The 14,716-nt window shown below is 43.9% G+C and carries 15 protein-coding genes; 7 read left to right on the forward strand and 8 right to left on the reverse strand.

The window, feature by feature from the left end; translation table 11 throughout:
* Positions 1 to 197: 197 nt before the first annotated feature.
* Positions 198 to 689 (forward strand): bifunctional nuclease family protein, encoded by a 492-nt coding sequence (locus ACO5JD_RS02680; protein ID WP_484987387.1) that lies wholly within the window; start codon positions 198 to 200, stop codon positions 687 to 689.
* A 207-nt stretch (positions 690 to 896) separates the two neighbouring features.
* On the opposite strand, the gene gyrA is transcribed toward ACO5JD_RS02680, so the two are convergent.
* The 8 genes from gyrA to ACO5JD_RS02720 form a co-directional block, all read right to left on the reverse strand.
* Complete coding sequence (gene gyrA, locus ACO5JD_RS02685; protein ID WP_484987389.1) at positions 897 to 3,692, reverse strand: DNA gyrase subunit A; 2,796 nt, start codon at positions 3,690 to 3,692, stop codon at positions 897 to 899.
* Between the two features lie 60 nt (positions 3,693 to 3,752).
* Complete coding sequence (gene gyrB, locus ACO5JD_RS02690; protein ID WP_484987391.1) at positions 3,753 to 5,714, reverse strand: DNA topoisomerase (ATP-hydrolyzing) subunit B; 1,962 nt, start codon at positions 5,712 to 5,714, stop codon at positions 3,753 to 3,755.
* Between the two features lie 209 nt (positions 5,715 to 5,923).
* Entirely contained in the window at positions 5,924 to 6,487 is a 564-nt protein-coding gene (locus ACO5JD_RS02695; protein ID WP_484987393.1) for a hypothetical protein, read from the reverse strand.
* The gene (recF, locus tag ACO5JD_RS02700) at positions 6,447 to 7,559 is read right to left on the reverse strand and encodes a DNA replication/repair protein RecF (protein WP_484987395.1); all 1,113 of its coding nucleotides are present in this window, start codon (positions 7,557 to 7,559) and stop codon (positions 6,447 to 6,449) included. Before recF ends, ACO5JD_RS02695 begins: the two co-directional genes overlap by 41 nt.
* Positions 7,560 to 7,568: 9 nt before the next feature.
* The gene (dnaN, locus tag ACO5JD_RS02705; RefSeq protein WP_484987397.1) at positions 7,569 to 8,666 is read right to left on the reverse strand and encodes a DNA polymerase III subunit beta; all 1,098 of its coding nucleotides are present in this window, start codon (positions 8,664 to 8,666) and stop codon (positions 7,569 to 7,571) included.
* Between the two features lie 240 nt (positions 8,667 to 8,906).
* Positions 8,907 to 10,400 carry a DnaA ATPase domain-containing protein gene (locus ACO5JD_RS02710; RefSeq protein WP_484987399.1) on the reverse strand — a complete coding sequence of 498 codons (1,494 nt, stop codon included), beginning with the start codon at positions 10,398 to 10,400 and terminating at the stop codon, positions 8,907 to 8,909.
* A 64-nt stretch (positions 10,401 to 10,464) separates the two neighbouring features.
* The gene (locus ACO5JD_RS02715; RefSeq protein ID WP_484987401.1) at positions 10,465 to 11,316 is read right to left on the reverse strand and encodes an ATP-binding protein; all 852 of its coding nucleotides are present in this window, start codon (positions 11,314 to 11,316) and stop codon (positions 10,465 to 10,467) included.
* Between the two features lie 120 nt (positions 11,317 to 11,436).
* Complete coding sequence (locus tag ACO5JD_RS02720) at positions 11,437 to 11,616, reverse strand: hypothetical protein (protein WP_484987403.1); 180 nt, start codon at positions 11,614 to 11,616, stop codon at positions 11,437 to 11,439.
* A gap of 76 nt (positions 11,617 to 11,692) precedes the next feature.
* Here ACO5JD_RS02720 and rpmH point away from each other — a divergent pair, with 76 nt between their 5' ends.
* The 6 genes from rpmH to rsmG all read left to right on the forward strand — a co-directional run bounded on the left by rpmH (position 11,693) and on the right by rsmG (position 14,690).
* The gene (gene rpmH, locus ACO5JD_RS02725) at positions 11,693 to 11,827 is read left to right on the forward strand and encodes a 50S ribosomal protein L34 (protein WP_021625248.1); all 135 of its coding nucleotides are present in this window, start codon (positions 11,693 to 11,695) and stop codon (positions 11,825 to 11,827) included.
* Positions 11,828 to 11,833: 6 nt separating this feature from the next.
* On the forward strand, positions 11,834 to 12,154 hold the full coding sequence (rnpA, locus tag ACO5JD_RS02730; RefSeq protein WP_484987405.1) for a ribonuclease P protein component: 321 nt from the start codon (positions 11,834 to 11,836) through the stop codon (positions 12,152 to 12,154).
* Between the two features lie 10 nt (positions 12,155 to 12,164).
* Complete coding sequence (gene yidD / locus ACO5JD_RS02735; RefSeq protein ID WP_198009682.1) at positions 12,165 to 12,377, forward strand: membrane protein insertion efficiency factor YidD; 213 nt, start codon at positions 12,165 to 12,167, stop codon at positions 12,375 to 12,377.
* 18 nt (positions 12,378 to 12,395) lie between these two features.
* Positions 12,396 to 13,163, forward strand: coding sequence for a YidC/Oxa1 family membrane protein insertase (locus ACO5JD_RS02740; RefSeq protein WP_035437922.1), 768 nt, complete (start codon positions 12,396 to 12,398; stop codon positions 13,161 to 13,163).
* An 83-nt stretch (positions 13,164 to 13,246) separates the two neighbouring features.
* Positions 13,247 to 13,810 carry a Jag family protein gene (locus tag ACO5JD_RS02745; RefSeq protein WP_484987407.1) on the forward strand — a complete coding sequence of 188 codons (564 nt, stop codon included), beginning with the start codon at positions 13,247 to 13,249 and terminating at the stop codon, positions 13,808 to 13,810.
* A 145-nt stretch (positions 13,811 to 13,955) separates the two neighbouring features.
* Positions 13,956 to 14,690, forward strand: a complete 735-nt coding sequence (gene rsmG / locus ACO5JD_RS02750; protein WP_484987409.1) for a 16S rRNA (guanine(527)-N(7))-methyltransferase RsmG — start codon at positions 13,956 to 13,958, stop codon at positions 14,688 to 14,690.
* The last annotated feature ends 26 nt before the right edge of the window (positions 14,691 to 14,716 follow it).

A 14,716-nucleotide genomic window follows, 5' to 3' on the forward strand; every position in this document is an offset into this window, starting at 1 on the left:
TCCCGGTTATCAGCCGGACGCTCTGACCAACTGAGCTACGGGCCCAACGCAAGAATGTATCCTATTACAGCTACAGGCCCCTGTCAACAAGAAATTACATTTCACCTTAGATTAATTTTGAATATGAACTATTTTTGAACTTCTTCTCATGGGGTACCATAACCGGTCAATAGAAGGGAATTCGCGTGTTAATTCGTATGGACATAAAGGCAATTGTTGTCGGTGGCGGCCCCATCGCCTCGTTGGTAACTCTAGCACCACGCAAACCCTCTGAGGGTCTTGCTACTGAGCTGCCTATACGTATTGGTGTGGTTGAAGCTACTTCCATTTCTATGGGTGTTGCAGCTCATGAACAGCGTCCCAAGACCCACGACCTTATGCTTTCTGTAATTGATCGCTTAGAAGCAGAGCTGGTAGGGGTCGCTATTGTTGCCGTTCAGGGAACTACCTTTTTTGCAAATCTCATGTTGCGTGACCATAACGGCCAAACTTTTGACGTGGACAGTCGTCCTTCTGATGCAATTGCTTTGGCTGTACGTGCTGGAGTGCCTATCTATGCGGATGATTCGGTGCTTGCTACAGCAACAATACCTGATTTTGACGCAGTAGAAAAAGAAGAAAAATCTCGTGAGCTCAAAGAATTCCACGACTTTGTTGAAAGTCTCTCTGCTGACGATTTCAATGAGTAAAAACTTCTTCACTCAGTAAAAAGAAACAGCTTGAGACACTTTTGCAAATTCGTTGCTGCACGTTTGTAAATTAGCTATCCCAAGCTGCTGTTTTTTTTTACAAAGAACCCGCCTAACGTCGCTCGTGCCCGAAAGGCGGGTTCTACCCTATATATTACAAACTATAAGAACAATAAAAAAGGGTGCCAAATTGACACCCTTCAAAGCCTATTCTTCGTCGTCAAGAAGATCCTCGTTAAGCTGCTCTTCGCCGCCAATGTCGACTGGTTCTTCATCGTCAGCATCACGTGCACCAGCTGCCGCTAAATCGAGTGTACCCTGTCCTGCTACCGCAGCACGAGCTGCCTTTTTCTTATGAGCAACCATACGGGCTACAGCAGAAATGCGATCCCCTTCGCTCAGGTTCATAACCTTCACGCCAGTAGTTGCACGACCCAGACGCGAAACATCTGTCGCCTTGACGCGAATCATTACGCCGGCTTCCGTCACAATCATCAGCTCGTGCTGAGGGCCTACTACACGGCAACCCACAAGGGCACCCTTCTTAGCGTTCATTGAGATGGTAAAGACACCTTGGCTACCGCGGTTGTGGAGCGGGTACTCCTTAATCGGTGTGCGTTTACCATAACCCTTCTCAGTGATAACAAAGAGATCACCTTGACCGTTGGAGATTTCCATGCCGAGTACTTTGGCTTCTCCACGCAGAGTAATACCCTTTACACCAGCGCTCGCACGACCAGTAGGACGAACTATATCCTCATCAAAAACAATAGTTTTACCAAGGTCAGAGGTGAGAATTACTAATTCACCCTTACGGACACGACGGACGCTCACCAGCTCGTCGCCATCCTTCAGGTTAATAGCAATCAGACCGTCACGTCGACTGTTGTCATAAGCACTCATGGCAGTCTTTTTGACCATACCTGACTTTGTTGCAAACATCAGATACTCATCAGAGGGGAACTCTCGACAGACCATAACAGCCGACAGACGTTCGCCCTCAGACAAAGATGTAATAACATTTGCCAAAGCAGAGCCACGTGCCTGACGCGAGCCAATAGGTAGTTCATGAACCTTAAAGCGGTACACCTTACCCTTGTTGGTAAAGAACATCACATAATCATGGGTCGAGGCAACAAACATATCCTCAACGAAGTCGCTTTCTTTGAGCGACAAACCCTGAATACCCTTACCACCACGCTTTTGACTACGATAGGTTGCTACAGGCAAACGTTTGATGTAGCTACCATGAGTAACGGTAACAACCATATCTTCTTCGGCAATAAGGTCCTCAACATCAAGATCCTGGGCGCCTACCTTAGAAATCTGAGTACGACGTTTATCAGAGAAACGATCAGAAATCTGACGTAGTTCGTCTTTGATAACGCCCAAAATCTTGTCATGATGGGCAAGCAGATCTTCAAAGTAAGCAATACGACTACGAAGCTCCTCAATCTGTGCAACAAGCTCCTCACGCGCAAGACCTGTCAGGCGGCGAAGACGCATTTGAAGAATTGCTTCTGCTTGAATCTCATCAATACCAAAACGCTCGTGCATACGAGACTTGGCTTCTGCGTCGTCATGAGAGCTACGGATGATATGAACAATCTCATCGATATTATCAACCGCAATAAGTAGACCCTCACGAATATGCAAATCTTTGCGAGCCTTTGCAAGGTCATACTCAGTTCTGCGTGTCACCACATCAACTTGATGGTCAATATAATGACCAATAATCTGACGCAGGGTCAGTGTACGAGGTACACCATCTACCAGCGCGATGTTGATGACATTGAAGTTTGATTGCAGCTGGGTGCGCTTGTAAAGGTTATTGAGGACAACCTGAGGCACGGCACCATTTTTGAGATCAAGAACAATACGCATACCCTTGCGGTTGGACTCGTCGCGCATATCAGAAATACCCTCAATACGCTTTTCATTAACCTGCTGGGCAATACGCTCCTGAAGTGTGCCTTTGTTTACCTGATAAGGAATCTCAGTTACTACCAGGCGCTGTCGACCATTTTTGCGCTGCTCAACATGAACCTTGGCGCGAACAGTAATTGTTCCTCGACCAGTTTCATATGCATCATGAATGCCATCAGTACCCATGATGGTGCCGCCTGTAGGGAAGTCAGGACCTGGCAACACCGTCATGAGCTCATCAGTGCTTACATCAGGGTTATCAATCATCATGCAGACAGCATTGGTAACCTCTGCAAGATTATGAGGAGGAACATTGGTAGCCATACCAACAGCAATACCTTGACTACCGTTTACCAAAAGGTTAGGGAAACGAGCAGGCAAAACTGCAGGCTCTTGCAGTGACTCATCATAGTTAGGCTGAGAGTCAACAGTTTCCTTATCCATGTCGCGCAACATTTCCATCGCGGCATACGTAAGGCGACTCTCGGTATAACGCATTGCTGCGGGGGGATCGCCGTCAATAGAACCAAAGTTACCGTGACCATCTACCAATTGCAGACGCATAGAGAAGTCCTGAGCGAGACGCACCATTGCATCATAAATTGAGGAGTCTCCATGGGGATGATATTTACCCATAACCTCACCAACAGTCCAAGCGGACTTTTTGTGAGGACGGGAAGGCACAATATGTGCTTCGTTCATAGCGTAGAGGATACGGCGCTGAACGGGCTTTAAACCATCTCGAACATCAGGAAGAGCACGAGCAACGATAACTGACATCGAATACTCAAGAAACGATGCTTTCATCTCGGTAGCCATATCAGCGGGTTTGAGTGTGCCACCATGAATATCTACTAAAGAGAGGCGTGTACCCGCCTCATCAGAGATGGTGTGATCAAGACCTGCTCCCCCACCAAGAGTTGGAGTCGCAGATGGATTGTCTTCGTCATAATCCTCTATGAGATCGACATCCTCATCGTTCTCTTCGGTTTCTTCAATATTTTCATCCTCATAAGAATCGTCGTTAGTCAAATCGACGAAGTCATCCTCAGGAGGAGTGTTGTGATCATCTGCCATAAAACCTAGGCCTTTCTATCAGGCGTGCATGGGTGTGTGGTTCTATCAACTAGTCGTGCATTAGATGTCGAGGAACCTTACATCCTTTGCATGCGTCTGGATAAAGTCCTTACGCTTTTCTACTTGGGTACCCATAAGATCGGCAACTGCACGCTCGGCTGCCATACCATCTTCGATAGTTACCTTAAGCAAAATGCGATTTTTAGGATCCATAGTGGTTGTCCAAAGCTGCTCAGGGTCCATCTCACCTAAGCCCTTGTAGCGCTGGACAGTATATCTACTGGCATCCTCAAACTTACTTGCTTCAAGTGCTAATTCTTCATCAGTATAAATATACTTGCCGTGCTTTTTACCCTTAGGTTTAAGCTGATAGAGCGGTGGCTGAGCAACATAGATATAGCCCGCATCAATCATAGGTCGCATAAAGCGGTAGAAGAAAGTTAGCAGCAAAATACGAATATGTGCACCGTCAACATCAGCGTCTGTCATGATAACAATCTTGTGGTAGCGCGCCTTTGAAATATCAAACTCAGGGGGTACGCCCGTACCAATTGCAGTAATCAAAGACTGAATTGTCTCGGAACTTAAGGCACGATGCTCTTGTACACGTTCTACATTCAAAATTTTTCCGCGCAAAGGAAGAACCGCTTGAATGGAACGGTCACGCGCAGATTTGGCGGAACCACCTGCAGAATCGCCCTCGACAATAAAAAGTTCTGTCATTTCAGCATCACGCACTGAACAGTCAGCAAGTTTACCTGGCAGGCTTGCGCTTTCAAGCAGACCTTTGCGGCGTGTTGCCTGGCGTGCCTTTTGAGCGGCCATTCGATCCTTAGCAGCTGAATTGGCTTTTTTAAAGATCTCTTTTGCTTGATTTGGATGTTCTTCAAGATACTCAGCCATGCCTTGAGAAACTACTCTGTTGGTCAAGGTGCGCATGTAAGAACTACCAAGCTTTGCCTTGGTTTGGCCTTCAAATTGCGGATCGGGAAGCTTTACCGAAATAATAGCGGTCAAGCCTTCCCGAAGGTCGTTACCTTGAAGGTTGGGATCCTTCTCTTTAAGTAGCTTATGAGAGCGTGCATAGTCATTCACTACCTTTGTGAGAGCAGTTCTAAAGCCCTCAAGGTGCATACCACCCTCTTCAGTAAAAATGTCATTTGCAAAACTCATCACGTGCTCGGAATAGCCTTGATTCCACTGAATCGCAACTTCTACCTCGCCTTTTTGACTAAAAGGAGCATCTGGGTCAGATTTACCCTCGATATAAATAGGGGTTGCACATCTCTCAAGCACTTTTTGCTCGTTATTAAGGTACTTAACAAAGTCTACGATACCGCCGGCATAGCAAAACTCCTCAACACGCGGAGTTAATTCACGCTCATCTACCAAAACGATCTTGAGATTTTTATTCAAGAATGCAGTTTCTTGGAGACGGTCATGCAGGGTATCAAAGTTATACGTTGTAGTCTCAAAAATCATGTCGTCAGGCCAAAACGTAATAGTAGTACCTGTGGCCTTAGACTTACCTATTTTTTCCATCTTTTTGGTGGTCTTACCACGAGCAAATTCCATCTCAAAAATGCCACCATCGCGCTTAACCTGCGCAACAAGACGCTTAGAAAGTGCGTTAACAACAGAAATACCTACACCATGCAGACCACCGGAAACTTTGTAGGCATTGTTATCAAATTTGCCACCCGCATGCAGAATGGTCAAAACAACCTCGAGGGTTGGCATACGTTTTTTGGGATGATTGGCAACAGGAATACCACGACCATTATCTTCAACCGAAATTGAATTGTCGGGATGAATGGTAACTTTAATTTTGTTACAAAAACCAGCCATTGCCTCGTCTACAGAGTTATCGACAATCTCCCAAACGAGATGGTGAAGACCAGCTGCACTTGTCGTACCAATATACATACCAGGACGCTTGCGAACAGCTTCAAGACCTTCAAGAATTTTGATGTCTGTTGCTTCGTAATTGTTGGTGGTATCGTTTTTCTTGTTCGTGGGCACAAATCCCCCTTCCAGGGTCGAAACATCCCTTTTATATTACTCCATTAATTTATGGTTTCTTCCAGGCTGGAAAGAAAATCCACTTATTTCTACCTTTAAATACTTCTTTTAGGCACTCAGATGCTCAATACTGCCATGTTTTTATTTTGTAAGGGTAAAAGGTCATAAATTGGCAGTAACTGCCCTAAATCTAGCCAGTAGCTATACCTTTATGCCCTATTTTTTATCAGGAAAGCAAGCATTGCTTGTTGCACTTGCTCTTTCAGCTCAAGAGGAACTTCAGATGTCACTTCATCTACGTATGCAAGCTCAGACGGACTAGGTTCCACAGCTGATCTAGCGTTATGCACACCCTTATTCTCTCGAGAAGAATCCATTTCCGCCGAACTTCTTCCTGCCGCTCTTGAAAGACGAAAATCTATATGAGAGAGTTCAAGGCCCCAATTAGCGAGACGTGCAAGATAGAGTTCAGCATTGGTCTTGAAATCCGCAAGCAGAACATTTGAGTCGACATAAACTACGAGTCGTGGTGCACAAGCATGAGCGCGGGGTGGGGCCAAAAATACTGCTTGTGTGTGTGCACGTTCACGGTCGCCATTTGCTTCATGCCAAGCCTGAGCTGCTCTCTTCAACTGACTTGCGCGAGAAAATGCACTCACACCCAATACTTGCTCAAGCAGATGACTAACTTCAGTAGGCTGAAACTGTGGATCTTCAAGACGAGCATATTCTTCATAGTTGGGGTTCAAAATGAATAACCTCCGCTTGCTCAAGTAACTCGTCGTTAAAATATCCCAAGTTTGTCGTAGTTACCACCGTTTGAATATCTTTTTGGACAAAGTTAACCACTGCTAGACGACGTTTTTCATCAAGCTCACTCATCACATCATCGAGAAGCAAAAGGGGTGTCGATCCAACAATCTCTTTTGCCACTTCCACTTCAGCCATTTTCCAAGCAAGCACTACTGAACGCTGTTGGCCTTGTGATCCAAAGTTACGTGCAGAACGTCCATTTATCTCAAACAAGACATCATCACGATGGGGACCAATAAGTGTCTGTTGGCGACGAAGATCATCTACTCGTGATTGTTGAAGCGCAAGAGTGAGCTTATCCACTAATTCATTTCGAGTGAGTTTTCCTAGTTCCAAATCGTCATCATCTTTTTGGGAAAGTGAAGAAATGTAGTGGCAACTCAGTTCTTCTCCATCAGAGATTTGTTCATAAATGGGAATCATTTTATTTGTAAGACGCTGAAACATACGTAGTCGTGCGTCAAGAAGAGCTGCACCACCAAGAGCAAGTGAAGCATCCCAAGCGTCTAATAGTGAAAAATCAGGATAAGTATCTTTGAGGAGACGATTTCTTTGCTCAACCGTACGTTGATAGGCGCTAAACAAATTGGCATACCCCACTGCTGCCTGCTTGCCAAAATTATCTAATTCATCGCGACGTAGTCGAGCAGAACCTTTTACCAAAGACAAATCATCCGGATTAAAAAGAATAGACATCAAAGAGCGAGGCATATCCCCCGCCTTACATGCTTTGTTGTTAGTAAAAAAACTCCGCCTATTTCCTTTGACCTGGCATACTACATCGATAAAACGTCCACCACCTGTAAGCTCTGCAGCAATTTGCGCACTATCCGTATCTTGTTTAATTAATTGTGCAGGCGTAGGTTTACGAAAAGAAAAACCCGCGGTAAGCAGCTGTAGTGCCTCGATAGTATTAGTCTTTCCTACGGCATTCGGCCCCACAAGAACCGTTACCCTAGGAGAAAAAATAAGCTCCTTTTCTTTAAAACTGCGCCAATCTTGCAGTTTTAACTTATGTACCTTGAGTCCCACGCGTATCCCTTAGAGTCTGACAGGCATCAAGAGATAGAGATAGTTAATAGCGCCATAGCTCTTAAAGACTCCTGGACGCATAGAACCTTCAAGCTCCAAAGACAATGCATCATCATCGCCTACAGCACTCACACAATCAGAAATAAAGCGATGATTCAAAGCAATAGCAACATCTTCGCCCTCAGCTTCAACATTAAGCGTCTCATGAGCTTCACCCTGATCAGGCGCAGATGCAGTCAGCTGCAATATACCAGCGGCAACATCTACATCAAAGCGAACAGAAGGATTAGTAGTAGCAACAACTGATACCCTTCGAAGTGCTGCGTTTAAGCTCTGAGTTGAAAGTTGAAGTTTGGTTGTGCAGGACGACGAGAGCAACTGCTTATAGTTGGGAAAATTACCTTCAATTCTGCGAGAAATAAAGGTAGTCGTACCAAAGACAAAAACTACTTGATTTTCAGTAGTACCAATCATCAACTTGTCAGTCATTGAGGGCAAACTTAATACTTCATGGAAGATAGTTCCAGGAACGATAGCTGAAAATTCTTCTTCTCCTGTTTCAACGTGAGTATCACAGACCGCCAAACGGTATGAGTCAGTAGCTACCAAACGAATAGTGTTGTTATCAACTGTCAGTTGAATACCTTGCAAGATTGCACGAGAAGTATCTTTTGAAGCCACACGATACACCTTGTTGACCATTTGTCCCAAAGTATCACTGGGTAATTCAAGAGATTTCTGCAACTCAAATTCGGGGAATTCGGGAAAATCTGCAGGTTCAAGCGCATGAAGATTAAAACTCGAACGGTTACAACTGATAGTCAAACCATGAGGGGTTGCGTCAAAATTAACCGCTGCATCAGGAAGATTTTTCACAATGTTTGTGAGCATCTTACCCGAAACAACTGTTTCTCCTGGTTCCTCGACATTAGCTGGAATCTTATGACGAATCGAAATAGTGAGATCTGTTGTCTGAAGAGTTAAGGTACCTTCTTCAGCTTTGAGATAAATACCCAAAAGTACAGGGAGAGTTGAATTTGTCGCTAAACCTTTTGAGACTACTGAGAGAGCTACATCCAATGCAGACTGACTGACCGAAAACCTCATATCAAACCTCCCACGCTTGAGTACTTATATATATCTATATAAATAAGGACTAATAGAATTAGTAATGCCTGTAGAAAAGTAGAAAAACTTATAAATCACCAGTACAAAGCCATTCTTTTTTAGTTGTGACTCATAACAATCTTTCAACATCATCAACAGAAAAATACTTTGAAGTCAAAGTGAGTAATTCTTTCTACTTCTTCAAACCTTTCCTCAACGTAGTTTTCTACAAAACTGCTTTTATGCCTTGGCGCTAATATCATTTTGGAGCGAGTCAACACGGTCATGAAAAAGGCGATCTTTAGCTTTTATATCTTCAACCCATGCTATGGAGTGCTTGACAGTGGCATGAGTACGATTGCCGAATTTTTTGCCAATATCTGCAAGTGTGTTATCGGTCATCTCCCTTGTGAGCCAAATAGCGACATGACGTGGTTCCATCAACTCTTTATTTCGCTTTGAACCAACTAAGTCCTCGTGAGAAATATCGTAATAGCTTTCTACAGCTTTTTGAATGTGACTTACCGTGACAATTTTTTGACCTGTAGGCCACTTTTGTTGAGAAGCACGAATGACATCTTCACGGCTTAACGCTCCCCCACGACTCTCTTTTTGATGAGCAAGCATTAAAAGTGACTGTACAAAACCTTTAATCAGTCGAATAGACGTGCCGGCACGGTCAGCCATTAAACGACGAAGGTCTTCAGAGATTGTTCCATCCATACCTTGAATATGCTCTTCTGACGCATCAGAGCGCATGCTCTCATAGAAAGCGTTAACGAGGTTTAGTTTGAGCTCATAATCAGGCACCTGGATAGATACTGTGACACCTGAATCCATACGGCTTGTATCACGCTCGTCAAACTTACTTTCGCCCATACCTAGTTGTGAGGGGCTACGATCAGCTGCTAATACGATTTGCTTACCATGGCTTACTAGCGCATTAAAGGTTTCAAAGAAAAACCTGATAGTACCTGCAGCAGTCTGCATATTTTGAATGTCATCAATGATAAGTACATCGACGTCTTGATAACTACGTGCCAAAGCAGATCGAGGGGGCGCAGAAGGATCGTTCATTGAGGTGCGGTAATCTTCCACAAACTGCGATGCCGAGCGATAAACGCACAGTCGTGTGGAATCGTTGGCAGCAATATAATTTTGGATCGCGCGGAGTAAGTGAGTTTTTCCTAAGCCACTTTTTCCGTAAATAAAAAGCGGGTTATAACTTTTATTAATGCCATTTGCGACTTGTTTTGCCGCTTCAAAGGCCAAAATATTTTCTTCACCAGCTACAAAACGATCAAAGGTGAGTTTTGAATCGGTTTCAGGTATGTCCTCCGCCAAAAAATTACTCGGACGAGAATTTTTCTTTGGTACATCTGGAACATATTCTGGCTGGTTTGGGGTGATAGGAAGAGGATCAGGCTCTGGCTGAGATTGAGGAAGGTTAATAGCCGAGTTTTGATGAGGATTATTACGGCCCAGACGTACATCGAGTGTCATGGGTTGAAAAGCAGCAGCACTTAAGCATTCTTCAATTAGTGGTTGTTCGCGCTCGATTTTGCGACGCGCAAAAGAAAGTTCAGTTTCGATGATAAGTGAGTCTTCAGTGAGGTCTGCTGGGGTGCAACTGCGTAGCATAGCAAGAGTGGCTGCATTCATATCACGCTCCTCTAGAAGCGTGATGACATCAGCCCATAATGCCTCAGCATCAGTCATTTTTTCCTCAGTCATGAGTCCCCTGTCTTAAAAAATGTTGAAAAGTACCGCTAGTATAGGCTAAAAAAGATGACTAACCCTAATAATTGTTGAGAAGTCGGTGAGCTGCTTCAGTTAATAGTCGTTTTTGGCCACCTCGCTGTTTATAAGTCAAACCACTTTCATCAAGGGTTTGTAGTTCGCGCGACCAGGTAGAGACTGAACGACCATAGGCGTTTACCAAATCGGTAGGACCTACACTTTCATGGTTTTTAAGATATGCCAAGATGAGTTGTCCTCGATCCGAGATACGAGGACGAGGGGATGCAATATCTGGTACATCATCCGGGACGTACGTTTGCGCATAGCTAGGACTTATCGGTGCTGGGCGAACTTGTGGGCGAGAAAGATCTTCTTTGCTGATAGCTGTACCCATGGAAATGGTAACTATAGTGCCACGGCCCATATTGTCTTCTATAAGAAGAGAACCACCTTTATCCAAGAGATATTGTTGAACATAAGGCAAACCAGAACCAACGCCACGAATATATTTTTTCATCTCATCGGTAGCAGATGTGGTGCCGTATTCCATGGCCCGTTCTTTTTCCTTGATGCCAGGACCTTGATCAGAAAAACGAATAGTATTACCACCAGGCAAAATAGAGATTGCAGGTTCAATGAAGTAGGCATGAATAAGGTTTTCAACAACTTCACGAATAACCATAAACGGAATACTGCCACCTTGCTGATGAGAAAGCTGCGTCACTTCCTTTGTTATCTCTTCAAGATAGGCACGTACATCTGCAGGTTCAACAATAACTACGCGTGGTGCTGCGGCTGCATCGTCATATATTGCTATCCGTGCAGGAAAATGCACTTCAGAGGCATTTAATACAATTTTTTCTTCAAGGTTTTGTTGGGATGGATCCGCAGGAGACTCCACGTTCTCCACGAATGGGTAGAACGCGTGTGACATGTGCTCTCCAATCCTCATATGGCACCAATCAACATTTTTTCTTCCATGGTTGAAAAGTTTCATTCAAGAAAAAATACGAAAGAAAGTTTTCATCAATTAAGAAACACTGTTGATAACCTCTTGTAATAAAAGAAATAATTGCTGAAAAATCATATCATTTTGCAGAGGTTTTTTCACCTTTTTGCACGTTTTTGGAACTTTTTTTGCAATATCAGAAAGAAACTTTTCTTGAAAAGAAGTACTTAATGCAAGGAGAGCTTGTGGTTCGTTTGACACACGTGCAGGTAGACCCTACAATTTGAAAGCTCATTTAGCTTTGTCGATTTGGCCGCTTGGCCCTGGAAGGAACATCATGAAGCGTACGTATCAGCCCAACAAGCGCAAGCGCGCCAAGACTCACGGTTTTCGTGCTCGTATGGCTACCAAGGGTGGTCGTGCTGTACTAGCTCGTCGTCGTCTCAAGGGACGTAAGAAGCTCACTGTCTAATTACTGATGGATACCATCAAATCCAAGCAGGAATTTAGTACGGTGTTTTCTTCAGGTCGTCGTTATAACGGCAGACTTGTGAGAATTGCCGTCTTGAAGGGAGATGAAGGCGACCCATCTAAGGTCGCCTTTGTTGCAGCAAAACGGCTAGGAACTGCTGTTCATCGCAATAGATGCAAACGTGTATTACGAGAAGCAGCAAGGCTTTGTGGCTTGCCTCGAGCAGGCGCCAGAGTAATTTTATTTGCTACTGACGCTACTGCAGATTCTCATCCTGCAGATATATCTCACGAGCTCACGGGGCTACTCCGCAAGTCTGGAATATAGGGGATATCCCATGATGAAAAGAGCATTTCTCTTTATCATTGGGTTTTATAGGCGTTTTATTTCTCCCCTTCTTCCAGATGCATGCATATATAGCCCTACCTGTTCTGAATATGCGATGGTTGCTATTGAGCGTTATGGAGTCCTAAAAGGCGGATGGCTTGCCCTGCGGCGTATTCTTCGTTGTAACCCCTTTCATAAAGGTGGATTCGATCCTGTGCCCTAAGCGATGCTCGGAGGAAATATGTGGGATTGGTTCGTTAGTTTTTTGTACCAAATCTTGGACTCACTTGCCGGACTTACTGGTGACTGGGGTATTGCAGTAATCGTATTAACGGTCATCATCCGTATTATTTTGGTGCCATTGATGACTAAATCGACTGCATCTTCTGCAAAGATGCAAGCTCTCCAGCCGCTCATGAAGGATATTCAGGAGCGCTATGCCGATGATCCTGAACGTCAGGCAAAAGAAATGCAGAAGTTTTATGCCGACAACAAGTTTAATCCGCTTGGAGGTTGTCTGCCTATTCTTCTGCAGATGCCTGTATTTTTTGCTTTATTTACTGTGGCGAAGCAGGTACCCAAGACAGCTCACTTCTTAAGTATTTTGCCGTCACTTTCTGCGTCTGCAGCTTCTATGTTGGCGTCGGGTGGCTCTGCTGCTGCGGCTGTCTATATCTTCCTTGTACTTCTCTTTGGCGTATTAACGCTTGTTCCTATGTTGATGAATGCGGGTAATACTCCCGAAGAACAACGCAATCAGATGATTATCATGGGAGTTGTTATGGCACTCATGATGGTTTGGGTTGGTTGGGGTCTGCCTGCAGCAGTTATTTTGTACTACGACACGTCTGCTATTTGGCAGGTTGTCCAGCAGAAACTAGTGATGCAACGAGTAATGGATCAAGTCAAAGCAGAAACCCAAGCAAAACTTGAAGCACAAGGTGTCCAAAATAATATCTCGGTTGTTAGGCGCGAATATAAACCCCGTCAACATAAAAAATCTAAGTAGTTTGCTTTATATCTGTTGTCGTTATTAGGTGTAGATTGCTGTTAGTCCAGGTATTTTATCCTGGGTTTTTGCAGGAGGATTCAATGGAAGAAGAACTTGTGCAGAGCTCAGATACTGTTGATCAGTATGCAAGTCTCAAAGAGCATTATGAAAGTGGTATTGCTCTGACTGAGTCCGAGCTGGATACTATTGCCGATATCTCAGTTGCCTATGTGCGCAGTCTTCTTTCTTTCTTTGGTGAAGACCATATTGCCATCGACGAATATGAAGGTGATGAAGGCGAGCTGATTTTAGATGTCAGTGGCGGAGATTTAGCAGTATTGATTGGACGTCATGGTAGGACGCTCGAATCTTTACAATCTCTGCTTACCGCATATCTCAGCAATGTTTTACATTTTCATTACCCTGTAGTTGTTGATATTGAGGGTTATAAGTCTCGCCGTCGTGCAAAGCTGCAATCTCTTGCTCATAATGCTGCCGCCCGTGCTAAGCGGCAGCATGGACGTGCTTCTCTGCCTCCTATGTCTGCGTATGAGCGTCGTATCATACATCTCGCACTTGTTGCAGATCCTGAGGTTGCTACTCACTCTGAGGGCGATGACTTTGATCGCCACGTAGTTGTTACCTATGTAAAGAATGGAATATAAGCCCAGTACTTTATATAAAGGTAAAAAGACCCTTCTTCTGGAAGGGTCTTTTTTTATGGCACAATATTTTTGTTTATGAAATAAATCGATGTTGTGACAATAATCCTTGCTACACAGATTTTTGTCATGAGATATGAGGTTTGAGATGACAGAACAAGATATTCACATGCTTATACAAGAAGCACAACAGTATGGTGTGCAGTTGAGTAATGAGAAGGCAAAGAAGCTTTTAAAACATCTTGAATTGGTTATTGAGAGAAATCAGTTTATAAATCTTACACGTATAGTGGACTGGCAGGAAGGTATTGATAAACATGTTTTGGATTCTTTAACTCCCCTAACCATTCTTCAAGATTTGGGTTTAACTGAAAAGTCTCATTGTTTGGATATTGGTACAGGAGCTGGTTTTCCTGGTATTCCTCTCTCAATCTGTTCTGAAGCTCAGTTTACTCTCATTGATTCCACTGCAAAAAAAATCAAAGAAGTACAGTACTTTATTGATAGACTTGAACTTGATAATTGTTCTGCTCAGGCAATACGTGCTGAAGAATTGGCTAAAAAACAGTCGCAAAAATTTGATTTTATTTTAGCTCGAGCGGTATCTCAGATGAGTACCCTCATTGAATATGCTTCGCCTCTACTTTCTCAATCTAGCTATCTTATTGTCATGAAAGCAGTGCCCACTGACGAGGAATTTAATACTTCAATCTATGCAGCTGATGTATGTGGAATGACCTATGTTTCACGTGAAACACTTGAACTTCCTCACAACGCAGGCACTCGTAGTATTTTTGTCTATCAAAAAACAGGAAAAGCAAAGATAAAAATGCCAAGAAATGTGGGAGTTGCTCAACATCATCCTTTATGTCCTAAGGAGTAAAAAGTAAACGTTTCACGTGAAACAAT

The sequence above is a fragment of the Olegusella sp. genome (genome assembly GCF_057238325.1).